Source organism: Meiothermus luteus (assembly GCF_003574085.1).
In the GTDB taxonomy this organism is placed as follows: Bacteria; Deinococcota; Deinococci; order Deinococcales; family Thermaceae; genus Meiothermus; species Meiothermus luteus.
The window spans coordinates 24,581-50,641 of record NZ_QWKZ01000004.1; the positions used below are offsets into that span (position 1 = coordinate 24,581).

Below are 26,061 nucleotides of genomic sequence, written 5' to 3' on the forward strand. Positions count from 1 at the left end.
CTATTCCCCTTGAACCCGGCCTTCCCCTCGCCAGAACTTCCTCCCTCCGGATTGGCGCCGGTCCAGGAAGAGCTCAATGGTGTTGCCGTCGGGGTCTTTCAGGCAGAGGACCCAGGTGATGCCGCGATCCTCCTTGCGGAAGGGCACCCCCTCGAGCCGGAGAAACTCCTGGGCGGCTTGGAACTCCGCTTCACTGGGCAGTGCAAAACCCAGGGCCACCGGCCCGGAGGGCTCTCCTTGGCTCAGGGCCAGCTCAAAGTGGGCCGGGTTTTCTGAGGAGACCAGCAGCGAGGTTTGCTCAAACCGCTCAACCACCTGCAGGTCAAGGAAGCGGGTGTAGAAGGTGACGGAGGCCTCGAGGTGCCGCACGTACAGGTGCACATAGGCAAGGCGGGTGGCGTACATCCAAGAGGTATTCTCCGCCGCAAGCGGCCAAAGGTCAAAGCCCTGGTTTTCCGGTAAACTCAGGGGTATGAGGATTGAGTTCAGGGAGAATGGTTCTATTGGCATTGAAACTGGCGGCAGACTTGTTTTGCGCCAAGGCGACCAGGAGCAGGTCATTGAGAAGCCACGGGTTTCCCTGTGCCGCTGTGGCCACTCCAACAATAAGCCCTTCTGCGATGGCACGCACAAGGCGATAGGCTTTACCGCCCCGGCTGCGGTGATTGAGCTGGAGGAGCGCTAAGGGAGAAAAGCCACATTGTGCTGGCCTGAAGGCAATAAGATGGCGGGCGGAGGAAAGTATGCCGATGCGCTATCGCAAGCTGGGCCAGTGGGGCCTCAAGGTTTCGGAGATATCCTTGGGCGCTTGGGTTACCTACGGCGATGCGGTCAAGGACCTGGAGCGGATTAAGGAGATCACCCGAATCGCCTATGAGGGGGGCGTAAATTTCTTTGACAACGCGGATGTGTACGCCAAGGGGCTGGCCGAGGAGCTGATGACCAAGGCGCTGCTGGAGCAGTTTCCTCGCCATGAGCTGGTGCTCTCGAGCAAAGTTTTCTGGCCGACCAGCGAGGATGCCAACGGGCGGGGGCTTTCCCGCAAACATGTGCGGGAGAGCCTCGAGCGTAGCCTCAAGCGAATGGGCACCGATTACCTTGACCTTTACTTCTGCCACCGCTACGACCCCGAGGTGCCCATGGAGGAAATCGTGACCACCATGAGCAACCTGGTGGACCGTGGTCTGGTGCTCTACTGGGGGACCTCCGAGTGGCCGGCGGCCCGGATTGTGGAAGCGGTGCAGTTTGCCCGGGCCAACGGCCTACACCCCCCGGCGGTGGAGCAGCCCCAGTACTCCATGCTCTACCGGGAGCGGGTAGAGCAGGAGATTCTTCCCGAAACGGAGCGGTTTGGCCTGGGGGTGGTGGTCTGGAGTCCCCTAGCGATGGGCATGCTGACCGGTCGCTACGATGAAGGCATCCCCAAGGACAGCCGGTTTGAGCGCTACCCTCAGTTTGCCAGCCGTTTTCTCAACGAGGAGAACGTCAAGAAGGTTAAGGAACTCAAAAAGGTGGCCGAGGAGGTGGGTCTGACCCGCACCCAGCTTGCCCTGGCCTGGGTCCTGCGCCAAAAGGGAGTTACGAGCGCCATCACCGGGGCCACGCAGCCCGAGCAGATTAAGGAGAGCCTGGGGGCAGCGGGCGTGGACCTGCCCCCGGAGGTCGTAGAGCGGATAGACCAGATACTGGGCAAGGCTTGAGTAGGTGTCTCAGAGCTTGAGGATATACTCGGCCAGCCGCACTATTTCGTTCTTGAGCTCGAGGCCCCTTTGTTCTGGGGGGCGTGACTTGAGTTCCAGGATTTTCGCAGCAATCTTCTTGGGGTGGCGGATATAGTAGCCTAGCTTCTCATGGCGGATTAGCTCCACGTTGCCGTGCTCTTGGGGCCAGACATAGTCGCAGACGATGAGGTTTTTGCGCAGCGAGAGCACCTCGGCGATGGTGGCGGGCCCCGCTTTGGAGACCACCACGTCGGCCAGGTTGATGAGCTCGTACATCTGTTGGGTGAAGCCGAAGAGCACCAGGTTTTTCAGCCCTTGTTGCTCCTTGAAGCCCAGGAGTTGGTGGTAGAGCCTTTGGTTGTAGCCACAGACCACCACCACGTTGATGCCGGGGATTTTCACCAGCTCCCGCACTAGCTTGAAGCTAATCTTCAGCCCCGCCCCACCCCCGGTCACCAGCACCGTGTAGGGTTCCTCTAGGCCCCACTCCTTGCGCAACCGCTCGGCCTCGCTTTGCGGCAAGGGCTGATTGAACTTGGGGTCTATAAGGGTCTGGAAGTAGTGGAGGTTCTCCGGGGGTACCCGGTGCCGCCGGGCGATGCTGTAGGCCTCGGGGCTGGCCACCACGTACTGGTCTTTGGGGTCCACAAACCAGTAGAGGTGGGGGCTGAAGATGTCGGTGACCACGGTGAGGGTCTTGGGTTTGCGCCTGCGCACGTAGGGCAGCCGGCGGAAGCCGTGGTTCACCGGGTAGCAGTAGATGATTTTGTCGGGCTGAAAGGCTTCTAGGTACTCGTTGATGGCTGGGGCCAGGCGCATGCCCAGCACGCGGGCGAAGGTCTGGATGGCCGGGCGGGTCTGGTAAAAGGCCTGAAAGACAGTAAAGAGCCAGCGCTGTTTGTTTACCGCGAAGTTGTAGCCGTCCTGGATGGCCTGAGCAATCCAGCGAGGACCCACGTCAAAGAAGTTGAAGAGGCGCACCTCCGCGTCGGGCTCGAGCTCCTTGAGGAGCTTGTACAGGGTCTGCGCCATAGCGTAGTGGCCGCCTCCGGCTTTGGTGTAGACCAGAAGGATGCGTTGCGGCATAGGAGGCAGCCGCCCTGGGCTGCGCTTTTAGCCTAAGCGGCCACTCATCAATCTTCCAGCCTCCGGGGGGCTGCCCCTGCCTCCCCCGTTGGTTTGGGGGCCCTCAGCCTACGAGTGGCTGGTGGCAGAGCCAGACCCCGCTGCGGGCCCGCCAGCCCTCCGGCAGCTTGGTGGCCTTGCTGGGTGGGGGCACCGTCAGCACCTTGTGCCCCACGATGCTGAACTCAATAGTGGTGAAGAGCTGATCTAGGGCCCGGGCCAGGAAGCGGGTTTCCAGGGGGCTGAAGCGCAGGCGGGGTAGCCTGGCCTCCAGGCTCTTGCAGCCCGCATAGGGCAGCAGCTCGGCGGGGTCGCGCCAGTGGCGCGGCGGGCCGATGAGCAGCTCAGCCAGCACCAAGGAGAGCCCGGGATGGCGTTTTGAGAAGGCCTCGGGGTCAAACTCCAGGGAAAGCTCCAGGTTGACCTCCACGTCCTGCCAGACTTCCTTCCTCATGGCGGTTGCCATACTTCAGGTTGCTACAAAGGACCCGTCGGGTCAAGCGCAAACAACCCGTTTGGGACGGGAAAAACCGACGTTTTGGGTTGACGCTCGGGGGTGCTGGGTGTCAGCACCCCGCTTCTTCCAAGAGCGTTTTGAGCGTTGCGAGGTTGGCCAGGGCATGGCCCTTGGTGGTGTTGTTGAAGATGAACCAGGCCTGGACGATGGTCTCCTGCTCTGCAGCGGCCTGCAGAGCGCGCACCCAAAGGCGCAACTCTCCCTCGTTGTAGCGGTAGTCGTGCCGCTCAGACTGGTCTTTCCCTTCGTACCACTTGGCTCGGTTGCGGCCCGAAAGACGGATGTAGGCAGTTTCGGTAGTAACGTGGAGGGCGCTTTTGGGTAGCCCGGGCAGGTCGGGGTAGTCCGGGCTGACCCAGATGAGCCCGTTCTGCCGGAAAGCCTGCCGGACATCCTCAGCGTCCCAGGAGGCGTGGCGGAATTCCACCGCCAGGCCGCCGGGGGCCAGTGTGGGGTCGGCAAAGCGCTGGGCCAGGCTGGCCAGGTACCGGCGGTTTTCGGGGGTGCGGTGGAAGCTTTGGGGAAACTGGGCCAGAAAGGGCCCCAGCACCCCGGCCTCCCGCAGGGGGGCTACCGACTCAAAAAGCCGTTGGTAGTCAGCCTCGGTGGCATCGCGCTGGTGGGTCATGCTCTGGTGGAGCTTGATGGCCCAGCGCACCCGCCCCTGGCTGCGCCGGAGCATGCCGGCGAAGGCCTTGACCCCGGGAATGTGGTAGAACGAGGCGTTTAGCTCTACTGCGTTGTGGTGTTGGGCGTAGATGGAGAGCCAGTCTTCCTTTTTTGCCTCCGGGGGGTAGAGGAGGCCCACCCAGTCCTCATGGGTGTAGCCCCCGGTGCCCAGATAGAGTTCCATCCTAAAGAGAGCCTAGCCGATAGGCTCCCCAAAGCAGAAGCGCTAGGGACAGGCCCAGGCCGGCCAGACCCCAGGGAAGGGGGCTTTGGTTGACCCACAGGCCGAGCAGCACCAGCAGTCCGCTGAGCAACCAGACCACCAGGACGGTCTTGGAGGGGTTTTGGATGTAAAGCTGGTCCAGGCGGTCGTAGGTGTGGTCCCGATCCCCGTCAAAAATGGGCTTTCCCCGCCGCCAGCGGCGGACGATGCCGGCTAGTGTGTCGTAGAGGGGGAAGGCCAGCATGGCCCCCGCTGCCAGGAAGGTCTGCCCGCCGTGGGTAGTGGCCGCTATCCAGAGCATCGCCAGCATGTACCCGGTGGAGAGACTGCCCACGTCCCCCATGAAGGTTTTGGCCTGGGGATAGTTCCAGACCAGAAAGCCCAGAAGGCTGGCCGCGGCCAGCAGGGCCAGCGTGGCCTGGGGGGTCCCCCAAAGGAGAACGGCGACTCCCAAAGCGGAGATTATAGCGTTGCCCGAGGCCAGGCCGTTCATGCCGTCAATCAGGTTGACCGCGTTGGCCATGGTGGGCACCAGCCCCACAGCCCAAAGGCCACCACGATGCCCACCCCGCCAAAGCGGGGGGTAGGTAGGGTGTGGATTTTGATGGCCCCGGGCCGGTCTACAATCCCCAAAGCCCTGGCCAAGGGAATGGACAAGCCTACTGTCGCGACAGCGGTTAGAAAGGTGAGGATAAGCAGCGATCCTTCCATCGTGGAGTTTCCTTAGACCCTTTGGGGAATGGGCTTGGGTTGCAAAGCGCGGTGGTAGAGCTCTTCGTGCAGGTGCAGGAGGTTGCGCAGGTCGTAGGCCTTGACCCGCTCCTGTCCTGTTTGGCCCATCTGTCGGCTTTCCTGGGGGTGCTCCAACACGAACTGCATGGCCCGGGCCAGGGCTTGCACATCCCCCACCGGGTGCAGCAGCCCGGCTCCCTCCCGCAGCAGTTCATGGATACCTCGCACGTCGGCCCCGATGGCCGGAACCCCCAGGCAGAAAGACTCCATGATGGCCCTGGGCAGGCCCTCCTGTTCGGAAGGGAGCAGGGTGGCCACCGCCCCTTGAATGAGGGTGGGAATATCCCGGCGGAAGCCCAGGAAGTGCACCCTCTTGGCAATGCCCAGCCGGGCTGCTAAGGCCTTCATCTCTTCCAGCAAGGGGCCTTGGCCGGCAAGGACCAGGTGGGCCTCTTGGCGGGGCAGCAGGCTGAAGGCCCTCAGGGCGTCGCGGTGGCGTTTACGAGGGATGAACTCGGCAATCATCAGGAAATAGGGCTGCTCAGGCTCCAGCCCCAAGGAGGCCCTGAACCGGGCCACCGCTTCGAGGGGTGTGGGACGCCCGTAGAAGTCCAGGTCCACCCCAATGCCGGGCATGTAGACAGTTCGCGCCGGTCCTACCAGCCTCTCTGCTGCCCGGCGGTCGGCTTCGTTCATCACCACCAAATAGTCGGTAAAGGGGCTTGCCAGCCGCTCGAGGCTGTAGAACAGGGCGTTTTTGACTGGGTGGCCTCGAGGGTGGAAGTGAAAACCGTGGGCGGTGTAGATGAGCCGGCCCTGCCCCTGGGCCTGCCATCTGCGCAGGGCCATTCGGGTCACGAAGGCTGCGATGGGGGTGTGCACGTGAACGATGTCGTAACCCTCCCGCTCCACCAAGGCCCTGAGCGTGCGCATCCCCAGGGGTAGGTTGCGGGGGTCTAGGGGGCTGCGGGACATGGGCACGTGGAAGAGCCGGTCAAAGGCCGCTTGGGCCTCCTTGCAGTCGGGAGCCCCCGCTGCGGCCCCGTCCACCCTCCAGCCCAGCCGCCGGAAGTGGGTGGCGTAGGGCAGCAGGAACTCGGTGAAGAATAGGGCAGTGGTGGCCACGATGAGCAGCTTGGGCATCAGCGTTCTCCTATGGGTTTGAGGGTTTTTTGGCTCAGCAACTCCTGGTAGAGGTCCTCCCAGCGCTGGATGATGCGTTGAAGGTCATAGCGTTGCAGCACCAAGGCCCGCCCGGCCTGGCCCATTCGGGTCCGTTCCTCGGCTGGCCTTTCCATGAGTGCGCGCATGGCCATGGCCAGCCTGGAGCTGTCCTTCGGGGATACCAGGAGGCCGTTTTCCCCCTGCTCAACCACCTCGCGGTTGCCCCCCACGTCGGTGGCCACGATGGGCAGCCCCACCGCCGCAGCCTCCAGCAGCACCATGGGCATCCCCTCCCAGGCGGAGGACATCACGTAGGCGTCGGCGGCGTTCATAAGGCCGGGTACGTCCCCGCGGGCCCCCAGGAAGCGGACCTTGTCCTCTAGCCCCATAGACTGGGCCAGCCCCTTCATGGGCTCGAGCAGCGGTCCTTGGCCCACCAGCCAAAGCCGGGCTGCGGGGTGTGCCTGGGATACTTCACGGAAGGCCTGGAGCAGGTTGGGGTAGTCCTTGGCCGGAGCGAAGCGGCCCACGGCCAGCCAGATGAACTCCTCCTGCACCCCCATCTCCCGGCGCAGGGCCAAGCGGGCCTCGGGGTCAGGAGCGAAGCGCCTGGTGTCCACGCCGTTGGGGATGTAGAGGCCCCGGCCCTTCGGAATGGCCCCCACCTTGAGGTAGCGCTCTAGCCCGGCTTGGCTCACCTGGGTGGTGAGGTCGCAAAGGGGATCGGTCAAGCGGTAGGCCAGCTCGCGCCAGCGCCCCCCCTCAATGATGTTGTGGGCCGTGCAGAGCACCACCGGTACCCGGACCAGCGGGCGTACCAGCCGGGCCAGTAGGTTGGCGTGGACCATGTGGGCATGCAGCACCTGGGGTTGGAATTCGCGCACCAGCCGCACCATGCGGACAAAACCCTTTAGGCTGGGGCGGCCTGGCCGCATTCCCAGCGAGTCTACCGGAATCCCCGCCTGGGCCAGGTCCTGGGCCTTGGGGCCTAGAGGGGTCATGCAGACCACCTGTACTCCCCAGCCCGTTTGGGCCAGCCCGCGGGCCAGCTCCACCACCTGGGTTTCGGCCCCGCCGTGCCCTAGGGAGGTGATCAGGAGGAGGATTCGCCTCATGCCAGCCTCCTTAGCGCGTTGCTTGTGGGGCTCCAAAGCCGCAGGGCGCTGTAGTGGGCCAGAATCATGCCCAGCACGAACCAGGTCTGCTTGCGCCACTCCCAGTTCTGGGCCATACAGGCCAGCAGCAGGATCAGGAACACCGAGCCCCACAGGAGCCGCTCGAGGGGGGGCATGGAGAGGAGGCAGGCCACCACCCCCCCCAGCAGCAAAAGCATCCCGGCCAGTCCCACCACCCCCATCTCGGCAGCAATGGCCACGAAGAGGTTGTGTGGGGCCACCCACTGGCGGAACCAGGGGTGGGCCTCCAGGGTGGCCCCAAAGGTGCCGGCCCCGGTGCCCAAGACGGGGTGCTCGCCAAAGACCTGCCAGCCGGCTGCCCAGATGTTGGTGCGGTCGTTGAGGGTTCCGCTGCTGACCTCGTCAAAAAGGGTGGCCAGCCGGGAGAAGCTCTCCGGAGGGATGAGGCTGGGAATAAGGCTCAGGGCCAGCGCGGCCAGCACCCCCACCAGCGCCTTGAGCCTCCAGGAGGCCCGGGGGAGAGTCAGCACCACGAAAAGGAGCCCCACCGCCACCCCCAGAAGCCCGGCTCGAGCCGCGGTGAGGAAGACCACCCCTAGGGCCAGCAGGGGGTAGAGGCGGTAGAGCCAGACCAGCCGGCTCTTTTCGTCGCACAGGGCCAGGTACCAGGCCAGGGGGATGCCTATGGAGAGCACAAAGGAGAGGTCGCCGGGGTCAAAGTTGGCTGCGGCGTAGCGTTGGTAGACCACCTCGCTTCCGCTGAGGAAGTTGTAGATGGTGTTGCCAGCGGCCACATAGGCCCCAAGCACGTAGGCGCTCAGAATTTGCCGCACCGCCAGATCGTCCTCCAACACCACGAAAAGGGCCCAGAAGAACATCCACAAGAGGCCGTACTGGAGGATTCGCTCCAGGGTGTCTTGCGGTGCGATGCTCCAGAAGTAGCTCAGCACCGCCAGCAGCACGAACCCCAGCCCGCTCAGGTGTACCCAGTGTAGCCGGAGGCGGCCGGAGGTCAGCACGTAGGCTAAAGTTGTCAGGGCCGCTAGGATGCCCACATAGCGGCTTAGGGTGCCCAGCCCAGGGATGAGCAGGATGTTTTCCCAGGGGAGGGTAAAAACGTACAGCCAGAGCAGCCCGTAGGCCAGCCGTGCCATGTCACACCCCCTCCAGGAGTTCCAAGTACCTCCGGACCACTTCGGCTTGGGTGTAGGGGTGGTAGGCCTCCTCGGGAGACGCGGTCCGGCCCTCAGCCAGGGTGGCCTCGAGGGCCTGGGCCAGGGCCGTAGGGTTGTTCACCGGGACCAGTCGGCCCCAGCGTCCGCCCTGGAGGATTTCCCGCGGGCCGCTGGGGCAGTCGGTGGCCACCACCGGGGTGCCGAGGGCCAACGCCTCAATAAGCACCGTGGGCAGCCCCTCCCAGTCCGAGGACAAGACGAACGCCGCCGCCCTTTTCATGTAGGGGTAGGGGTTTTGCACGAAGCCTGGCAGCCCCACCTCGCCTTCTAGCCCAAAGGAGCGCACGAGGTCTTCCAGCGAGGCCCGCTCTTCCCCCTCTCCTAGAATGAGCAGCCGAACCGGCCGGCGCTTGCGCACCTCGGCGAAGGCCCGGATCAGGTTGGGAAAGTTTTTCTGTCGGGTTAGGCGGCCTACCCCGAGCAACACCGGGGGCTCTTTGGGCTGGAACCAGGGGTGCTCGAGCGGCTCCTCGGCCCGCTGGAGGAGTTCGGGGGTGACCACCGGGTTGTGGATGACCTGCACCTTTTGGCGGATGCCGGTAAGGCGAATGAAGTCCTCCACCACGCCTTGCGAGACGCCTACGATGCCGTCCGCCCAAGGGTAGAAAAACCGCATGGCCAACGGCAGCAGCCGGCCCCGCAGGGAAGGGGCATGCCGAGCGTCTTGGCTGGGGGTGTTCTGCATGCAGACCGCTACCCGGGTGGGCACCCGGGCCAGGCGGCGGGCCCACAGGGCCACCACGTTGGCGTGGTCAAGCGCCGAGACCAGCCCCAAGGGTTTTTCCTGGCGCAAGTAGCGCACCAGGCCCGGTAGGCTTTGGAGTACCCGGCGGGCCCTCAGGTCTACCAGCCGCACCTCAGGTGGAACCAACGGTAGGTAAGGGCCTGTGGCCTCGGCCAGCACCAGGTCCACAAGGAGGCCTTGCCGGGCCATGCCGACGGCCAGGTTGAGCATGGAGCGCTCGGCCCCGCCCCCCAGCAAGGAGGGTAGGTAGATGGCGAATCGTCTATCGGGCATGCTTCCCCCTAGGCGCTTTCTATCAGCTCTTCAAACAGCGTCGCGTAGTTCCTTACCGCCTGTTCAACGGAGAACCGAGCTTGTGCCTTGGTGCGGGCTTGGGCACCCAGGCGCTTTTGCAGCCCCGGGTCTTGCAGCACCCGCACCAGCCCTTGAGCTAGGGCCTCGGGGTTGCCGACCTCCACCAGCAGCCCATCCTGTTCGGGGTCCACAAACTCCAGGGCGGTAGCGAACCGGGTGAGGACCACCGGTTTGCCTAGGTACATAGCCTCGCTCAGCACCAGGGGCGAGGCCTCCCCGTAGGCCGAGGACAGGGTGAAAACCGTGGCCCGGGCCATGTACCGGTAGGGGTTGGGGTCAAAGCCGGGCATCCAGACTTTGTCCTGCAGGCCCAGCCCCTCGGCCAGGGCCTCGAGCTCCTTTCGCAGCACCCCCTCCCCCAGGATGACCAGCCGGGCCTCAGGCACCCGCTCCAGCACCAGGCGGAAGGCCTGGAGGAGGGTAGGGAAGTCCTTCATGGCCTCCAGGCGGCCTACCGAGAGCACCACCGGTGTTTGGCCTTGAAACCAGGGATGGGCCACGGGTTCCTGGGCTTTTTGCTCGAGCTCAGGGGTGATGGCGGGGTTGTAGATGACCCGAAAGCGGGCCTTGGGGTAGACGGCCCCAGAGAGCTGGGCGACCTTTTGGGAGACCGCTACATAGGCGTCGGCTCGGTGGGTCCAGCGCTGGAGTAGCCAAGCCTTAAGCGCCGCCCGCCAGCCTCTTCCCAGGTAGCCTTGGATTTCGTTGTGCTCGGTGAGCACCCAGCGGGGTCGTTGAGGGCTGGGTAAGAGCCGGTAGGCCAGGCCCACGGTGAGGTGGACCCGCGGCCAGGCCGACACCAGAAGGTGGGGCCGATGGCGCTGGATGAGCCTGACCAGCCGCAAGGCCTGGGTGGGGATGGCCCGGTGTTTCATCGCCGCGCGCTGGGTGGGTGCGGGCAAAAGGGTCACGTTTGGGGGTAGGGGGGCCTGGGCGAGGAGGTGGTTGGGCTCTGCGCCTTGGCCGGCGATGAGGATGTCGTATCGGTCGGCCAAGCCTTGGGCTAGGTGCTGGGTGACCCGCTCCACCCCGCCGTAGCCCAGGACAGGAAGGTAGAAGAGAATCCGCCGCCTCATAAAACCCCTCGCAGCTTGAGTACGGAGAAGCGGAACAGGGCCGCCCAAGCCTCCGCCAGGACCACCGCGATGGCCATACCCAAAGCCCCCAGACGGGGGGCCAGCAGCACGGCCAGGAGCAGGTTGAGCAGGCCCGCGCTGGCCACCGAGTACATCACCTCCTGGTCCATCTGCCGAGGGAACATATACTGCATGGAGAGGGAGTAGCCAAAGGCCACCACCGGTAGGAGCAGCGCCAGCACCTGAAGAACCCGTGCCGAGGCCTCGTAGGCTTTTCCGAAGAGCAGCTCAACCAGAAAAGGGGCTGCCAGGGCCAGCAGCCCTCCCCCCACCAGGCCGATGCCCAGGGTGGCCCATAGGGCTAGCTGGCTCAGCCGCATGGCGGCCGCCGCGTCCCGGCGCATCAGGTGGTTGATGCGGGGGTAGATGGCCTGGGCCAGCGGCCAGAGGATGGAGAGTCCGGGTCGAACCAGGCGGTTGCCGGTTTCAAAAATGCCCACCTGCAAAGGCGTGCTGAGGAGGCCCAGGATAAGCCCGTTCGCCGAGGTATAGAGGCTGTCGGAGGCCCGGGAGAGAAAGAGGCTCCAGCTGACCCGCAAGGCCACCCAGCTCAAGGGCAGGCTAGGGAGCCTCAGGGGGACCTCGCGGTACATCAAGTAAAGCTCGAGCCCCGCTATCATCCCCGTGGCGATGGCCTGTGCAGCCAGGGCCACCCAGGCGTCCTGGGGGCCACGCACGAAGGTAAAGATGCCCACCAGGTGCCCTACCCGGATCAGGCCCTCCATCAGCGCCACCACCCAGGCCCGCTCCACCGCCTGGAAGTACCAGGTGGGCCTCAAAGCGATGGCAACAGCCACCAGCAGGGCCCAAAAGGCGAGGTCGGCATGGCTGCGGAAGGTTTCTATAAGAAGCCCTGCCGCCAGGGTGATGGCCGCCATGGCCATAGCCAGCAGCAGCTTGGCCCCCATGACCGAGGCCACGATGCCGCTTACCGCGTCGGTGCGCTCCCGCTGGCGGGCCAAGGAGCGGGTGGCCGAGTAGTTAAAGCCGTACTCCCCCACCACCGCCAGCCAGTTGGCGAAGCTCTGGGCAAAGGCCACCAGGCCGAAGTGGTGCGGCTCGAGCGTCCGCGCCAGGTAGGGTAGGGAAACAAGGGGCAGTAGGTAGGCTAAGAACTGCACCGCATACAGCGCGGCCGCGTTTTGAGCGATGCGGCTCCTGAATACCTGGAAGACCCTCGTTTTTGCCATAGACCTTGGTGGCTGCCGCGTCCTGGCGCCTGTTGCTCGATTCAAGGGTAAGGGTTGTTTGAGAGCCGGTCACATTCTTAACGCTACAAACGTTCAAATAACGGCTAGGGTGTCGGTCTATTAGGGGCGCCGCGGAGACGTTGGGGCTTGGGGGGTGCCGAGCGCTCCGGCCAGCCGGGCGAATTCCTTTGGGTCTATTGCCCGAGAGAGGCCCATATCGTAGCTGATCAGTTTGCGCTTGTAGAGGTCGGCCAAGCAGGCGTCCATGGTGATCATCTCGTGCTGGCCGCCGGTCTGGATTACGCTCACGAGCTGGTGGCTTTTGCCCTCGCGGATCAGGGCCCGCACCGCAGGGGTGGCTATCATCAGCTCATAGGCCAGCACCCGTCCTGTGCCAAAGGCCTTGGGCAAGAGCTGCTGGGTAAGCACCGCCACCAGGTTGTTGGAGAGCTGCACCCGTACCTGCTCCTGCTGGGCTTCCGGGAAAACGTCAATGATGCGGTCAATGGTTTCGGGGGCGCTGTTGGTGTGCAGGGTGCCCATCACCAGGTGGCCGGTTTCGGCGGCGGTGATGGCCGCGGAGATGGTCTCGTAGTCGCGCATTTCGCCCACCAGAATGACATCGGGGGCCTGGCGCAGCACCGCGCGCAGCGCCTTGGCGAAGCTGTGGGTGTCGGAACCGATTTCTCTCTGGTTGATGATGGCCTTCTTGTGGCGATGGAAGAACTCAATGGGGTCTTCAATGGTTACGATGTGGACGGCCTTGTGCTCGTTGATGTAGTCGATCATGGAGGCCAGGGTGGTGGACTTGCCCGAGCCGGTGGGGCCCGTCACCAGCACCAAGCCACGGGGGCTTAGCGCGATTTCAGCGATCTTCTTGGGTAGCCCCAGCTCCTCAAAGCTTTTGACGTTGGAGGGCACCACCCGCAAGACTGCCCCCACGCTGCCCCGCTGGAGGAAGACGTTGACCCGGAAGCGCCCCTTGCCCGGAAGGCTGAAGGAGAAGTCGAGCTCCTTTTCCTCCTCAAACACCCGCTGCTGCTTTTCATCCATAAGCGCGTAGGTGAGGCGACGGGTCTCCTGGGGGGTGAGGGGCTCGTGCTCGGTGCGGTGGAACACCCCGTCCAGCTTAATCATGGGGGGAAGGCCTACCGTGATGACCAGGTCGCTGGCGCCCCGTTCCACGGCCAAGTTGAGCAGGTCTACGATGTCCAGAGCTTTGCTCATGGGTCTCTCCAAATCCTAACACCTTGAGCATAAGCCAGAGGAAGGGCCGGCTTGGGTTATTTGGACAGACCTACGGGGCCCCCAGGTACTTGAAGTAGCGCTCGCGGGTGATCATGCCGTGGATGTTGTTGCCGTCAGCCACGAAGACGATCTGGTGTTGGCGGAACAAGGAGCCTAGCTCGCTGGCCGCGGTGTCCCCCGGGACCACCGGGGCCTCGTCCCAGGGCACCAGGGAGTCGGCGATGCCGATGACCCCCACCGGCTGGCCGCCTTCTAGGAGGACCGCGATGTTTCCCTCAAAGGACTGCAGCGCGTTGATGACCGGCACCGGCCGCGCCAGTTTGCGGGCCGAGGTGGGGGCGAAAAGGCCGGCGGAAAGCAGGGTGGTGGTGGTTACCCGCACGGCTCGCTTGGCCAGCCATAGGGTAAGAGTGAAGACCATCAAAAAGGCCAGCCCCTCCAGGAGGCCCAGGAGGTTGAAGCCCTCCCAGCCAAACTGGCCCCGCCCGCCGAAGGCCAGGTGCAGCAGCCCCGATACCATAAGCCCTGAAACCAAAGCGGCCAGGTAGGCGATAAGGCCCGCCAAACGTAATTCACGAACCGTTCGCATCTGGGCTTAGTCTACACCGAGCCAGCGCAGGTCCTCCTCCCTATCTAGGTCCACCCCCACCTCTGCGTAGGGGGTGAGGAGGGCTCGAGCCGGCAGGCCTAGGATTTGCGAGACCCGCCGCTCGAGCTCGGGGATACCGGCCTGGCCCAGGAGCACCCGCAGCAGGGTGCCCAGGCCGATCATCCGGGCCAGGGCTAAGGGCCGCTTGCGCAGCGCCAGGGCCCGCTGAATGAGGGGCAAGGCGCTCTGGAAAAGGCTTTTGTCCAGCAAAGCGATGTTCCCCCCGGTGAAAACCCCCTCCCGTACCCTGGCGTAGGTGCGCCGCATTCCCGGGAAGCGGGCCTCAATGGTTGAACGGGTCACAATGGTGTAGACGAAGCCTGCGGCGGGGGCATTCTGCAGGACCCAGCGCACCGCCTCTGCGCTGAGGAAGGGCATGTCGCCGGTGGACACCAGCACCCTCTTTCCCTGAGCGGCCTGCAGGCCCGCCTCGAGGTTGGCCAGGAGGCTGCCCCGGTCGGCCAGGTGCGCCTTTGGCGAGGGGTGCAAGGGGGCCGGGGGGCCCACCAGCACCACCTCCAGACCAGCCTGGTGAAGCGCTGCTAGGGTCTGCTCCACCAGCGGGCGGCCCCGGTAGGGCAGGAGGGCCTTGCTGGCCACGCCGAATTTTTTCGCCAGGGGGTCTTCTGGGCTACCCCCGGCCAGCACGATGGCTTCCACGGGCCAAGTCTACTGCGGTGGGCGCTCTTTACCCAGCCTTCCTCACCGGGTAGGCTTAGGGTATGAACGACCTGCTCGAGCGGCTCGGCAACTACCTGGTCTGGCGCATTGGGAAGGCCGAGGGCGAGGAGGTGCTGGTGGTGCGGGTGGGTCTGGCCTCGGCAACCCCGGAATTTTCCCAGCTTTCTCGCTTGCGCAACGTCACCGACGAGGAGATTGAACGGCTGGCCCAGGCCGGGCGGGTGCGGGTGGAGTGGGTGAGCTAAGCGCCGCCTCGGGACGGGAGTATATGCTGCTGGAAAAGTCCTTTTGTCTGCGCATTGCCGGGCCTCCGGCCAACCTGTGGGCTCCTGAGCGGGTGTTTGCGGGAAAGCCGCCCTTTGGGGCGCTGGGCCGCCGGGGCAGCCTGGTGGAGGGCCACCTGCTGGCCGAGGCCCCCTTCCTGGGCCAAATCCAGCTCCCCTTCCGCAGCCGTATAGAAACCCGGGGGCCGGTGGCCCGCCTGGTGGCCTTGTCCTTGCCAGAGCAACCCAGGTTCTGGGCCGAGCTCGAGGGGGAGGGCCATGCGGTGGAGGGAGAACTAGTCTACCGGCTTACCCTGCGCATCCACGCCGAGCTGCCCGAGGGAGAGAAATGGGGTGGGCGGGCCTTGCGGCGGATGGCCGAGGTGGCCTTTGATCGCAGCGTGGAGCGGGTGCTCCAGCGGCTGGCTGAGGGGGGGTAAACCCCTTTTTGGGCGGTGGGCCTATACTGGGTAGGCGTCAGGAGGTGGTACTGTGCTCGAGGTTCAGTATCTGGGACACTCGGCCCTTTTCATAAGCGATGGCAGCACCCGCGTTGTGGTGGACCCCTTCCTCACCGGAAACCCCAAGGCGGCCCTGGCGGCCGAGCAAGTGGAGGCCGACTTGATCGTGCTGACCCACGCCCACGGCGACCACTACGGCGACAGCGTGACCATAAGCCGGCGTACCGGGGCCCCTATCGTTTCCAACTACGAGATTGTGGCCTACGCCGAGCGGCAGGGGGCCAAGGGGGTGGGGATGAACCTGGGCGGCACCTACCGCTTTGCGGGGGGCTGGCTCAAGTGGGTGCCGGCCTGGCACTCCTCCTCCTTTCCCGATGGCACGTATGGGGGGCTAGCCCAGGGGTGCGTGCTCGAGCTGGCCGGCAAGCGCCTATATATTGCGGGCGACACGGCCTTGTTCAGCGATATGGCCCTGCTGTCCTCCTATTCCATTGACCTGGCTGTGCTGCCCATCGGCGACCACTTCACCATGGGCCCCGAGGATGCCCTAAAGGCTTTGGAGCTCGTCCGAGCCAAGCAGGTTCTGCCGGTTCACTACAACACCTTCCCCCCCATTGCCCAAGACGGGGTGGCCTTTGTCCACCGAGCGGGGCTGCTTGGGGTTGGGGGGGCGGCTTTGGCGCCGGGAGAGCGCCTAACCCTCTCCTAATAAAGGTTGTGGTCTAATAGCCGCGGACGCCATGGACTACCGTCGCCTCACCCGCCAAGACTTCAAGCTGGAGATGCTGCTGGGCCTAGGCCGTTCCTCCCAGGTCTACCTGGCCCGCGCCCCTGACGGTACCCAGGTGGCCCTTAAGGTGCCGCGCCGCGAGGTGCGCACGGACCGGACCCTAACCGAACGCTTCGCTCAGGAGGTAGCCCTTTCCCTTACCTTGCACCACCCCAACCTGGTGCGGGGCCTCTCCGGTAGGCCTGAAGGGGAGGGAGCCTTCTTGGCCCTGGAGTATTTCCCGGAGGGGACGCTGGAGGACCTCCTCAAGAAGGGCCCGCTAAGCCGGGAGGCGGCCTTGGAGTGCTTGACCCAGGTGGCCCAGGCCCTTTTGTACTTGCACGAGCGGGGGGTCGTGCACCAGGACGTGAAACCCTCCAATATCTTTGTGGATGGGGCCCGCTTCAAGCTGGGCGACTTCGGGGTGGCCAAAACCCGGGAGAACCCCAAACCCCTAGAGCGGGCGGGGAGCCCTTTTTACATGGCTCCCGAGCTGTTCTTGGGAGAGCCCGCCACCCCTGCTTCCGACGCCTACTCCTTCGGGGTGATGGCCTTTGAACTCCTGGTGGGGAAAAGACCCTTTTTGGGAGAGAGCCTAGAGGAGCTCACCTACGCCCACCTGCACAAGCTTCCCCCGCCTACCCACCTTCCACCCCACCTGGACCGAATCGTGCGCAACCTGCTGGCCAAAGATCCGGCCATCCGGGCAACCCTGAAGGCCTTCTTGCAGACGGTTCAGCCGCCCCCTGCGCCTCCCGCTCAGTCGAACAAGCCTGAAAAAGGGGAGAAACCCCAGCGAGGCCGGGGAATTTTCAGGTTGTTTCGCAAGCGCTGAGGCTGTGGGCGTATCCAGGGGACCTCAGGGTAGACTAAGCCCAAGCTAAACGCGAGGCCATCCATGAACAAGCCCATCTGGTTTCCCTCCGAAGCCTACACCCGTGGCAGCCACATTGAGGCCCTGTTGCAGCACTTTGGGTTAGATGGCTACGAAGCGCTCTACCGGCTTAGCATCGAGGAAACGGAGCGCTTTTGGCAGGCTACTTTGGAGCTTTTGGACCTGCGGTGGTCTGTGCCCTACGAACGGGTGCTGGACCTTTCCCAAGGGCCCCAGTGGCCCAACTGGTTTGTGGGGGGTCGGCTCAACCTGGCCCAAAACGCCCTTCGCCATGCCGAGGAGCGCCCGAATGAGCCGGCCCTTCTTTGGGAAGGCGAGGACGGGGCGGTGCGGCAGCTCACCTACCAGGAGTTGGAGGTGGCCGTAGCCCAGGCCGCCCATGCGCTTAGGGCTTTGGGGGTTGGGAAGGGGGACCGGGTGGGCCTTTTCCTGCCGATGCTCCCAGAGACCGCGGTTGCGGCTTTGGCTGTGGCCCGGATTGGGGCCATCTTCGTGCCCATTTTCTCCGGCTACGCCCCCGAGGCCGCGGCCACCCGGTTGCAAGACGCTGAGGCCTGCCTTCTCATCGCGGCGGATGGGTTCCTTCGCAGGGGTGGTCGGGTGGCCTTGTTGGAGAACGCTCGAGCCGCGGCTAGGCTTTCGCCCAGCGTAAAGCAGCTTTTGGTGGTGCGTCGCTTCGGCGATGTCCCCCTGGCCTCAGGCGAGGTGGCCTGGGACGAGCTGGTCCCTGCTCAGCCCAAGGAAGCCCCCTACCTACCGGTGGAGAGCATGGAACCCTTCATGCTCATCTACACCTCCGGAACCACCGGCCGGCCCAAAGGCACCGTGCACTACCACGCGGGGTTCCCCCTGAAAGCGGCCCAGGACATGGCCCACCTCTTTGACCTGCGAAAGGGAGAGACCCTCTTCTGGTTTACCGATATGGGCTGGATGATGGGCCCTTGGGCCATTCTGGGGGCCCTCACCTTGGGGGCCCGGGTGCTTCTGTACGAGGGGGCTCCGGACTACCCCGATGCGGGTCGGCTTTGGGCGCTGTGCGCGCGTCATGGGGTGACCCACCTGGGCCTCTCGCCCACCTTGGTGCGGGCGTTGATGCCCCTAGGGGATGCCCCGGTGCAGGAACACGACCTCTCCAGGCTGCGGGTGCTGGGCTCCACCGGGGAGCCTTGGAACCTGGAGCCTTACTTGTGGTTCTTCCATACTGTGGGCCGCGGCCGGCTGCCCATCATCAACTATTCCGGGGGTACCGAGGTCGGGGGGGGCATTCTGGGCTGCACCGTCTGGCGGCCTATAAAGCCCATGGGCTTCAACACCGCGGCCCCGGGCATCCACGCCGAGGTGCTGGACGCCTCGGGCCGTCCGGTGCGTGGTGAGGTGGGAGAACTCGCGGTTCTGAAGCCTTGGCCGGGGCAGACCAAGGGCTTTTGGAACGCTCCTGAGCGTTATTTGAGTACCTACTGGGGCCGATTTGAGAACGTATGGGTGCACGGGGACTGGGCCTTGCTGGATGAGGAGGGCCACTGGTTCATCCAAGGGCGCAGCGACGATACCCTCAAGGTGGCCGGAAAGCGGGTGGGGCCTGCGGAGTACGAGAGCGCTGCGGTGGAGCATCCAGCGGTGAAGGAGGCCGCGGCCATAGGCGTGCCCCACGAGGTGAAAGGGGAGGTGGCGGTGGTCTTTGTGGTGCTGCGCCCAGGGTACCTGGAGGGGCCTGAGCTGGCCCAAGCCATCGCCGAAACCATTGCGGCCCGGTTGGGCAAAGCTCTAAAGCCGGAGCGGGTCCTGTTTGTGAGTGATCTGCCCAAAACCCGCAACGCCAAAGTGATGCGGCGGGTCATTCGGGCCGCCTATCTGGGGCAGAACCCGGGGGACCTCTCGGCCTTGGAGAACCCTCAGGCGGTGGAGGCCATCCGGCAGGTGGGCCTATAGGGCCTTGATCCGCTCCATGGCCCGCTCGAGCCGCCGCAGCACCCGTTCCTTGCCCAGGATGTCCAGGAGCTCAAACATCCCTGGGGTCTCCAGCGAGCCGGTGAGGGCCGCTCGGAGGGGCTGCATTACCTGGGCCGCTTTGACCCCTTTGGCCTCGGCGTAGCCCCTCAAGAGGGGCTCGGTGGTTTCGGGAAGCGTATCTGGGGCCTTCTGGAGCCGCTCGTGCAGCTCCGGCAAGAACGGGGCCCCTTCCCTTAGCTTGGCCAGGGCCTTCTCCTGCATGGGGTAGGCCTCGCTGAAGAAGTACATGGACTTGTCCACGAACTCCTGCAGGGTTTCAAAGCGGGCTCGCATGGCCTCAACCACCCGCTTCAGGTAGTCCTCGGAGGGGTAGGTGAGGCCGGCCCGTTCCAGGAAGGGCTTGACCCGCTCGGTCAGGTCCTCCAGGCTTAGCACCTCGCGGATGTACTTCCCGTTCATCCAGCGGAGCTTCTCCAGGTCAAAGACCGGGGCCCCCAGCCGGATGCGCTCCAGCCGGAAGTGAGCCATCATCTCCTCGAGGCTAAAGATTTCCCGTCCATCGGGCATGCTCCAGGCCATGGTGCCGAGGTAGTTGAGCAGGGCCTCAGGCAGGATGCCCTGGGCGCGGTAGCTGTCCACGCTGGTGTCCATCTTGCGCTTGGAGAGTTTGGACTTGTCCGGGTTGCGCAGGAGAGGGGTGTGGCACCAGACGGGTTCTTTCCAGCCGAAAGCCCGCAGGATGTGGATGTGGAAGGGGGTGCTGGTGAGCCACTCCTCGGCCCGTATCACGTGGGTCACGCCCATCAGGTGGTCGTCCACCATGGCCGCCAGGTGGTAGGTGGGGTATCCGTCGGCCTTCAGGATGACCTTGTCGTCTAGGGTGGCGTTGTCAAACTCCACCGGCCCCCGCAGGAGGTCGTGCACGATGGTTTTTCCCTCCAGCGGCACCTTGAGCCGGACCACATGGGGCTCCCCCGCGGCAGCCCGCCGCTCGGCCTCCTCAGGAGGGTAGTCGCGGTAGCGCCGGTTGTAGCCCATCTCCTGCTTGCCCGCCCGGAGGGCCTCCTCCCGGGCTTTGGCCAGCTCCTCGGGGGTATCAAAGGCCCGGTAGGCCGCGCCTTTGGCCAACAGCATCTGCACGTGCTGGTGGTAGATGGGCAGGCGTTGGGACTGCACGTAGGGGCCATTGGGCCCCCCTTTGAGTGGAGACTCGTCAGGGGAGAGCCCCAGCCACTCCAGCATCTCCAGGATGCGCCGCTCGGAGGTGGGGTTGTAGCGGGAGCGGTCGGTGTCCTCTATCCGGACGATGAACTTGCCGCCGTGCTGCTTGGCAAAGACGTAGTTGAACAGCGCCTGATAAGCGGTGCCCACGTGAGGGTCGCCTGTAGGGCTGGGCGCGATGCGGGTCACGACCATAGGCAAAAGGATAGCAGGGTCGGGGGCTGGCAAGGAACCCATGGCTTTGGGTCATATCTCTCACAGCCGGCTTAGCCGGGGGTGCTACCCTGGGGGTAGATGGAAGCGGTAGTGCCAGTGGTCCCAGAAAAGCCCTCCTCCATTGCCCGTTTGGAGGCCAGCGGCCTGGTCAAGCGCTACGGCCGGCGGGAGGTGGTGCGGGGGGTAAGCCTAGAGCTTACCCGGGGCGAGATTGTGGCCCTTTTTGGCCCCAACGGCGCCGGCAAGACGACCACCTTTTACATGCTGGTGGGGTTCATAGAGCCCAATGCGGGCCAGATTCGCCTGGGTGGGCGGGATGTGACCCGTCTTCCCATGTACAAGCGGGCCCGGCTGGGCTTGGGGTATTTGCCCCAGGAGCCCTCGGCCTTCCGGCGCATGACCGCTTTGGAAAACCTTCTGGCGGTGCTGGAGTTCCAGCCCCTGGCCAGGAAGGAGCGGCTCGAGCGGGCCCTGGCCCTCTTAGAGGAGCTGGGCATCGCCCACCTCAAGGACAAATACGCCTATACCCTCTCGGGTGGGGAGAGGCGGCGGCTGGAGATCGCCCGGGCGCTTTGCACCAACCCCGACTTTATCCTGCTGGACGAGCCCTTTACCGGGGTGGACCCCAAGAATGTCCGCGATATTCAAAAGCTTATCTCCGAGCTGCGCGAGCGGCGGGGGGTGGGCATCTTCATCACCGACCACGCTGTGCGGGAGACTTTGGCCATTGCCGACCGCATCTACCTTATGTACGACGGGCAGATGGCCTTCCACGGGACCCCCGAGGCCTTCGCCCGCGACTCGGGGGTGCGCACCCACTATCTGGGCGACGAGTACGAGCTGTGAGCCCCCGTGGAGCTTGGCCGTGCGACCGTGAAGCGCTATGACCTTCTGGGCCATTCTGATTTTGCTGGTGCTGGTGGCGGGCCTGGTGGCCTATGTGGGCGATCTGGTAGCCAAGCGGGTTGGCAAGCGCCACTGGCGTTTCCTGGGTTTGCGGCCCCGCGCCACGGCCACTTTGGTGGCTGTGGCCACCGGGGTGCTCATTGCCCTGGGGGCTTTTGGGGCTTTCTTCCTGTTGGTGCGGGAGGCCCGGGAGACCATCCTTCGGGCAGAGGCGGTGCGGCAGGAGCGCGACCGGTTGCGGGCTGAGGTGGGGCGGCTGGAGAGCCGAGCGGCCACCATCTTTAGCCAGTACGAACAGCTCAAGGCTGAGCGCGATGAGTTTGAGCGGAGCCTCACCCTTTTGGCCCGGCAGCTTAGCCAAAACGTAGAGCTCCAGCGCCAGACCCGTCAGGACCTGGAAGAGGTGCTTGTGGAGCGGGAGCGGCTTCGGCAGGAGCTGGAAAGGTTGCAGGCCGAGGGCCAGGCCCAGCGGGTGGCCTTGGAGGAGCTGAAGCAGGCTCGAGCCGACCTTTTGCAGGAGCGGGAGCGCCTGGAGAGAGAGAAGACCCTGCTGCAGACCGAGAACAGCCGTCTCTTGTCGGATCGAGAGACGCTCAGGGTGCAGGCCCAGCGGGCTGAGCAGCAGCTTCGCCGGTTCGAACAGGCCCGCCAGGAGGCCCAGAAGCGGCTTGGGGAGCTGCGGCGCCGGACCCAGGTGCTCGAGGCCCGGCTGCGCCAGCTGGAACAGGAGAAGCGCAACCTGGAGGGGGATATCGCGGTGTTGGGAAGGGCGTCGGTGGCCCCAGCGCTGGACGAGGGCCTTGGACGCCAGCTTGAAAGCCTACAACGGGAAAACGCCGATTTGTGGGCCAGGCTTTTGGAGGCCCAGCGGGAGCTACAGCAGGTAAAAGAGCGCAACCGGGTTATCGCGGCTGGTCTGGAGAGGGCCTTGCGGATGAGCCTACTGGCGGAGGAGGTGGTGCTGCCTGGGAGGGAGCAGATGGCCTTGCTCGAGGTTGTCCGGCGGGCCGAGAACCGCGTGCGCCTGCTCGGGCTTCGGGGGATGGAGGTGGCGGAGCTGCCTGAGCTGTTAAACCTGGGGTCAGGGCTGCTTTTGGCCAGGGTGCGGGGTGTGGACCCGGAGGGCCGGGTGCAGGTAGTGATTGAGTACCGGGCCCGGGAGCAGGTCTTTGCCGAGGGCGAGGTGCTGGCCTCCACCACCCTGCTGCTTCCGGCCAGCTCGGGGGAGCTCCGGCGGAAGTTTAACGCCCTGACCCAGGTGGTTGAGAGCCGCTTGAGTGGGGCCGGATGGATTCCCGAGAAGCTGGCCCAGGGGGGGATTCCCCTGGAGGAGTTCGCCAGCCTGGCTGCCCAGCTCAGCGGCCGGCGTGGGGGGACCCGGGTGGGGGTGGTGGCCCTGAAGGACCTCTACCCCACCGAACCGCCCCGCCTGGGGCTGCGCATACTTCCTTAGCCTACGCCGGGGCCCGGTAGCCGTAGCGGGCAATGCGCTCCTGCAGCTCGGTGTCCGCCGGGGGGCGGGCGCCAAAGCGGGCGATGACCCAGCCCGCCACCTGGACCGCGAGCTGCCCTGCGGCCAAGGGATCGTAGGAGCGCAGGTAATGGCCCAAGAAGGCACCGCAGAAGGAGTCTCCAGCGCCGGTGGCGTCTACCGGTTGGTCCTGGGTGGCCTCCAGCCGGATAAGCCGCTCTCCGTCCAGGATGAGGGCCCCCTTATCGGCCAGCTTGAGCAGGACCATGGCCTTTGGGTAGAGTCCCCGCAGGGCCTCCAACACGTCTTCAGGGTGGCGGGCCCCGGTTAGGGCCTGACCCTCATCCAGGTTAGGGAGGACGAAGTCAGGGGAAAGCCCACGGGTCAGCCGACGGAACTCCTCCCGGCCGATCTCGCGGATCATCTGGAACGAGGCCGGGTCAAAGGAGACGCTAAGCCCCGCTTCCTGTGCTGTCCCCACCGCCCTGAGGGCGGCTGCCCGGGGGGGGTCGGTAAAAAGCGACCAGGCGGTTATGTGCAGGTGCCCGGCCTGCTGGATGGTCTGGCTGGGCAGCTCCTCCGGGCGTAGCTCAAAGTCGGCCCCCTGGGAGGTAAGCATGGAGCGCTGCCCGGCCGCGTCAATCAGCACCAGGATTACCCCGGTGGGGGTGTGGGGTTTCCAGACGATGTGGGAGGATACCCCCTCGGCCTCCAGCTCCTGCACAGCGAACTCGCCGAAGCGGTCGCGGCCTACCGCCCCCAGGAAGGCACTGGGGTAACCCACCCGCGCTGCCCAAACCGCCACGTTGGCGGCGCTGCCTCCCCCCATCAGCAAAACCCGTCCGGTGGTGTCGCCCCCAGGCAGGAGCAGGGTGTCGGGTTTGGCCAGCACGTCCCAGGTGAGGTCGCCTAGGGCCAGAAGGGGCCTGGGGTTGCTCATGGGGCCGATTTTAACCCTGGGTTTAGGGCGGTCAAGGAGGCTGAGGTGGTAGACTGAGGGAGGCCAACCTGGGGGCCCGACGGAAGACGGGCCGAGTTTCTTGCCATGACCCCACATACCCCCGAACCGGTTTCTACCCCTGCTCCCCAGTCTGAGTCCCTGTCTGTAGAGGCCCTTTGGGAGAGCTTGGCCCCCTACCTCCACTACCTCTCGCCCGATGCGCAGGCTGGGGTGCAAAAGGCCTTGCAGTTTGCCTATCTGGCCCACCAAGGGCAAAAGCGCAGAAGCGGGGAGCCCTACATCACCCACCCCGTGGCTGTGGCGCAGATTCTGGCCGAGCTGAAGCTGGACGCCGAGACCATAATGGCCGGCCTTCTGCACGACACCATTGAGGATACCGAGGTGCGGCCGGAGGAGCTAGAAGAGCGCTTTGGCCCAGCGGTGCGCAGAATTGTGGAGGGCGAGACCAAGGTTTCCAAGCTCTACAAGCTGGCCCACGCCGCCCAGGAGGATAAGCCCGCTGAGGAAAAGCACGCCGAAGACCTGCGGCAGATGTTTATCGCCATGGCCGAGGACGTGCGGATTATCGTGGTCAAACTGGCCGACCGGCTGCACAACCTGCGCACCCTGGAGTACATGCCCCCTGAGAAACAACAGCGCATCGCCCGCGAAACTTTGGAAATTTACGCACCCCTGGCCCACCGGTTGGGGATTGGGCAGGTCAAGCTCGAGCTGGAGGACCTCTCCTTCCGCTACCTCGAGCCCGAGGCTTTCGCCAACCTGGAAGCCCGACTCAGGAGCCACCGGGCGGAGCGGGAGGCGGCGGTGCAGGCGGCCCGGGAGAAGTTGGAACAGGCCCTCTCGCGCGACTTCATCTTGCGCCAATCGGTTCAGCGCTTTGAGGTCGCGGGCCGCACCAAGCACCTTTTCTCCATCTGGAAGAAGATGCAGCGGGAGGGAAAAGCGCTGGAGCAGATTTACGACCTTCTGGCCCTTCGGGTCATCCTGGAGCCCAGGAAGAGCCCCAACACCGAGGAGAACGCGTTGCGGGAGAAGCAGGTCTGCTACCACGTGCTGGGCCTGGTGCACGCCCTGTGGCAGCCCATTCCGGGCCGGGTCAAGGACTACATTGCCGTGCCCAAGCCCAACGGCTACCAGTCGTTGCACACTACCGTTATAGCGGTGAACGGCCTGCCCCTGGAGGTGCAGATTCGTACCAAGGAGATGCACCAGGTGGCCGAGTTCGGCATCGCCGCGCACTGGTTGTACAAGGAGGGCCTGACCGACCCCGAGGAGCTGAAGCGGCGGGTGGGCTGGCTCAAGAACATCCAGGACTGGCAGCAGGAGTTCAGCAGCTCGCGCGATTTTGTGGAGGCGGTGACCAAGGAGCTCCTAGGGGGGCGGGTCTTCGTCTTCACCCCTAAGGGCAAGATCATCAACCTGCCCAAAGGCTCGACCCCCGTGGATTTCGCCTACCACATTCATACCGAGGTGGGGCACCACATGGTGGGGGCCAAGGTCAACGGGCGCATCGTGCCCCTTAGCTATGAGCTGCAAAACGGCGAGATCGTGGAGATTCTCACCGCCAAGACCGCGCATCCCTCCAAGGACTGGATGGAGTATGCCAAGACCCGCTCGGCCAAGCAGAAAATCCGCATGTTCTTCCGCGCCTTTGAGCGGGCCGAGACCCTGGAGAAGGGGATGCGCATGCTGGAGAAATACTTCAAGCGGCGGGGGCTGCCCAAGCCCTTGGAAAGCCAGCTCGAGGAGGTAGGGCGCAAGCTCATCAAAAGCCCAGCCCCCGAGGACCTCTACGCGGCCATCGCGGGAGGTCGGGTAGCCCCCCAGCAGGTGGCCCGCCTGCTGCTGCCCCGGTCCGAGCCGCCCCCTCCTCGGCCTCGGCCCCTTAGGAATGGCCTTGGCATCCGCCTGGAGCCGGATTTGCAGGCCCCCATCAAGCTGGCAAGCTGCTGCGAGCCAGCCAAGGGGGATGCCATTTTGGGCTACATCACCCGGGGGCGGGGGGTTACCATCCACAAGATGGGCTGCCCCAACATGCGCCGCCTGATGGAGCAGGATGCGGCCCGGGTGGTGCCGGCCTACTGGGAGGGGCTGGGGCGGGTGATGCAGCTCGAGGTGCTGGCCGACGACCGGGCTGGGCTCCTTCGGGACATCATGGACGCCATCGCCTCGTTGGGGAAGAGCGCCATGGGGGTGACCTCGAGCCCCACCTCTCCGTTGTCCTCCCTCTTCCGCATCAGCACCCGGGTAGATCTGAGCGAGGCCGAGCAGAGGCTTTTGGATGAGCGATTGCGCAACGTGCCCAGCGTGCGGGCGGTGAACTGGTCCCAGGTGCTCTAGGTGGGCGGCCTTGTCCTGGCCTTGGGGGTGGCCTTTGGGGTGGGCCTCCTGGCCGAGCGGGTGGGCTGGCTTCGGCCCAAGGC

Annotated in this window: 26 protein-coding genes; 10 read left to right on the forward strand and 16 right to left on the reverse strand. The window is 64.9% G+C overall.

All coding sequences use genetic code 11. The features are described 5' to 3' along the window. The gene (locus Mlute_RS01265; protein ID WP_119358958.1) at positions 1 to 405 is read right to left on the reverse strand and encodes a VOC family protein; all 405 of its coding nucleotides are present in this window, start codon (positions 403 to 405) and stop codon (positions 1 to 3) included. 67 nt (positions 406 to 472) lie between these two features. Here Mlute_RS01265 and Mlute_RS01270 point away from each other — a divergent pair, with 67 nt between their 5' ends. Then, positions 473 to 685 carry a CDGSH iron-sulfur domain-containing protein gene (locus tag Mlute_RS01270; protein ID WP_119358959.1) on the forward strand — a complete coding sequence of 71 codons (213 nt, stop codon included), beginning with the start codon at positions 473 to 475 and terminating at the stop codon, positions 683 to 685. Between the two features lie 64 nt (positions 686 to 749). Next, positions 750 to 1,700, forward strand: coding sequence for an aldo/keto reductase family protein (locus tag Mlute_RS01275; protein ID WP_182482442.1), 951 nt, complete (start codon positions 750 to 752; stop codon positions 1,698 to 1,700). 9 nt (positions 1,701 to 1,709) lie between these two features. Here the strand turns inward: Mlute_RS01275 and Mlute_RS01280 are convergent, their stop codons facing one another. From Mlute_RS01280 to mobA, 13 genes are all read right to left on the reverse strand, one after another. Continuing rightward, positions 1,710 to 2,807, reverse strand: coding sequence for a glycosyltransferase (locus Mlute_RS01280; RefSeq protein ID WP_119358961.1), 1,098 nt, complete (start codon positions 2,805 to 2,807; stop codon positions 1,710 to 1,712). Positions 2,808 to 2,910: 103 nt separating this feature from the next. Then, positions 2,911 to 3,312, reverse strand: coding sequence for a hypothetical protein (locus Mlute_RS01285; protein WP_119358962.1), 402 nt, complete (start codon positions 3,310 to 3,312; stop codon positions 2,911 to 2,913). 100 nt (positions 3,313 to 3,412) lie between these two features. Next, entirely contained in the window at positions 3,413 to 4,216 is an 804-nt protein-coding gene (locus tag Mlute_RS01290; RefSeq protein ID WP_119358963.1) for a DUF72 domain-containing protein, read from the reverse strand. A gap of 1 nt (position 4,217) precedes the next feature. After that, positions 4,218 to 4,796, reverse strand: a complete 579-nt coding sequence (locus tag Mlute_RS01295; protein ID WP_245958800.1) for a glycosyltransferase family 4 protein — start codon at positions 4,794 to 4,796, stop codon at positions 4,218 to 4,220. A gap of 182 nt (positions 4,797 to 4,978) precedes the next feature. Next, entirely contained in the window at positions 4,979 to 6,130 is a 1,152-nt protein-coding gene (locus Mlute_RS01300; protein WP_119358964.1) for a glycosyltransferase, read from the reverse strand. Next, entirely contained in the window at positions 6,130 to 7,266 is a 1,137-nt protein-coding gene (locus tag Mlute_RS01305; protein WP_119358965.1) for a glycosyltransferase, read from the reverse strand. The genes Mlute_RS01300 and Mlute_RS01305 overlap by 1 nt, the downstream gene beginning before the upstream one ends. Continuing rightward, entirely contained in the window at positions 7,263 to 8,441 is a 1,179-nt protein-coding gene (locus tag Mlute_RS01310) for an O-antigen ligase family protein (RefSeq protein ID WP_119358966.1), read from the reverse strand. Before Mlute_RS01310 ends, Mlute_RS01305 begins: the two co-directional genes overlap by 4 nt. Before the next feature lies 1 nt (position 8,442). Beyond that, positions 8,443 to 9,540: a glycosyltransferase gene (locus tag Mlute_RS01315; RefSeq protein ID WP_119358967.1), complete on the reverse strand. Its 1,098-nt coding sequence runs from the start codon at positions 9,538 to 9,540 to the stop codon at positions 8,443 to 8,445. An 8-nt stretch (positions 9,541 to 9,548) separates the two neighbouring features. Beyond that, positions 9,549 to 10,697, reverse strand: coding sequence for a glycosyltransferase (locus Mlute_RS01320; RefSeq protein WP_119358968.1), 1,149 nt, complete (start codon positions 10,695 to 10,697; stop codon positions 9,549 to 9,551). After that, positions 10,694 to 11,947: an oligosaccharide flippase family protein gene (locus Mlute_RS01325; RefSeq protein WP_119358969.1), complete on the reverse strand. Its 1,254-nt coding sequence runs from the start codon at positions 11,945 to 11,947 to the stop codon at positions 10,694 to 10,696. The genes Mlute_RS01320 and Mlute_RS01325 overlap by 4 nt, the downstream gene beginning before the upstream one ends. Before the next feature lie 120 nt (positions 11,948 to 12,067). Further along, complete coding sequence (locus Mlute_RS01330) at positions 12,068 to 13,174, reverse strand: type IV pilus twitching motility protein PilT (RefSeq protein WP_119358970.1); 1,107 nt, start codon at positions 13,172 to 13,174, stop codon at positions 12,068 to 12,070. Positions 13,175 to 13,244: 70 nt separating this feature from the next. Next, positions 13,245 to 13,784 (reverse strand): hypothetical protein, encoded by a 540-nt coding sequence (locus Mlute_RS01335; protein WP_119358971.1) that lies wholly within the window; start codon positions 13,782 to 13,784, stop codon positions 13,245 to 13,247. A gap of 6 nt (positions 13,785 to 13,790) precedes the next feature. Then, entirely contained in the window at positions 13,791 to 14,504 is a 714-nt protein-coding gene (gene mobA, locus Mlute_RS01340) for a molybdenum cofactor guanylyltransferase (protein ID WP_119358972.1), read from the reverse strand. Positions 14,505 to 14,566: 62 nt separating this feature from the next. On the opposite strand from mobA, the gene Mlute_RS01345 reads away from it, so the two are divergent. From Mlute_RS01345 to Mlute_RS01365, 5 genes are all read left to right on the forward strand, one after another. After that, the gene (locus Mlute_RS01345; RefSeq protein WP_119358973.1) at positions 14,567 to 14,770 is read left to right on the forward strand and encodes a DUF3248 domain-containing protein; all 204 of its coding nucleotides are present in this window, start codon (positions 14,567 to 14,569) and stop codon (positions 14,768 to 14,770) included. After that, positions 14,758 to 15,228 carry a DUF3809 family protein gene (locus tag Mlute_RS01350; RefSeq protein ID WP_245958801.1) on the forward strand — a complete coding sequence of 157 codons (471 nt, stop codon included), beginning with the start codon at positions 14,758 to 14,760 and terminating at the stop codon, positions 15,226 to 15,228. The genes Mlute_RS01345 and Mlute_RS01350 overlap by 13 nt, the downstream gene beginning before the upstream one ends. Before the next feature lie 52 nt (positions 15,229 to 15,280). After that, positions 15,281 to 15,958 (forward strand): metal-dependent hydrolase, encoded by a 678-nt coding sequence (locus Mlute_RS01355; RefSeq protein WP_119358975.1) that lies wholly within the window; start codon positions 15,281 to 15,283, stop codon positions 15,956 to 15,958. A 31-nt stretch (positions 15,959 to 15,989) separates the two neighbouring features. Continuing rightward, positions 15,990 to 16,853, forward strand: a complete 864-nt coding sequence (locus tag Mlute_RS01360; protein WP_119358976.1) for a serine/threonine-protein kinase — start codon at positions 15,990 to 15,992, stop codon at positions 16,851 to 16,853. 63 nt (positions 16,854 to 16,916) lie between these two features. Next, positions 16,917 to 18,842, forward strand: coding sequence for an AMP-binding protein (locus tag Mlute_RS01365; RefSeq protein WP_119358977.1), 1,926 nt, complete (start codon positions 16,917 to 16,919; stop codon positions 18,840 to 18,842). Here Mlute_RS01365 and gltX read toward each other — a convergent pair. Further along, positions 18,837 to 20,279: a glutamate--tRNA ligase gene (gene gltX / locus Mlute_RS01370; RefSeq protein WP_119358978.1), complete on the reverse strand. Its 1,443-nt coding sequence runs from the start codon at positions 20,277 to 20,279 to the stop codon at positions 18,837 to 18,839. The two genes, Mlute_RS01365 and gltX, sit on opposite strands and share 6 nt — an antisense overlap. 99 nt (positions 20,280 to 20,378) lie before the next feature. Here gltX and lptB point away from each other — a divergent pair, with 99 nt between their 5' ends. Next, positions 20,379 to 21,146, forward strand: coding sequence for an LPS export ABC transporter ATP-binding protein (gene lptB, locus Mlute_RS01375; protein ID WP_119358979.1), 768 nt, complete (start codon positions 20,379 to 20,381; stop codon positions 21,144 to 21,146). A gap of 37 nt (positions 21,147 to 21,183) precedes the next feature. Continuing rightward, entirely contained in the window at positions 21,184 to 22,659 is a 1,476-nt protein-coding gene (locus Mlute_RS01380) for a DUF3084 domain-containing protein (protein WP_119358980.1), read from the forward strand. A gap of 1 nt (position 22,660) precedes the next feature. Here the strand turns inward: Mlute_RS01380 and Mlute_RS01385 are convergent, their stop codons facing one another. Continuing rightward, positions 22,661 to 23,617 carry a carbohydrate kinase family protein gene (locus Mlute_RS01385; protein WP_119358981.1) on the reverse strand — a complete coding sequence of 319 codons (957 nt, stop codon included), beginning with the start codon at positions 23,615 to 23,617 and terminating at the stop codon, positions 22,661 to 22,663. A gap of 105 nt (positions 23,618 to 23,722) precedes the next feature. Here Mlute_RS01385 and Mlute_RS01390 point away from each other — a divergent pair, with 105 nt between their 5' ends. Continuing rightward, complete coding sequence (locus Mlute_RS01390; protein WP_119358982.1) at positions 23,723 to 25,978, forward strand: RelA/SpoT family protein; 2,256 nt, start codon at positions 23,723 to 23,725, stop codon at positions 25,976 to 25,978. Positions 25,979 to 26,061 lie beyond the last annotated feature (83 nt).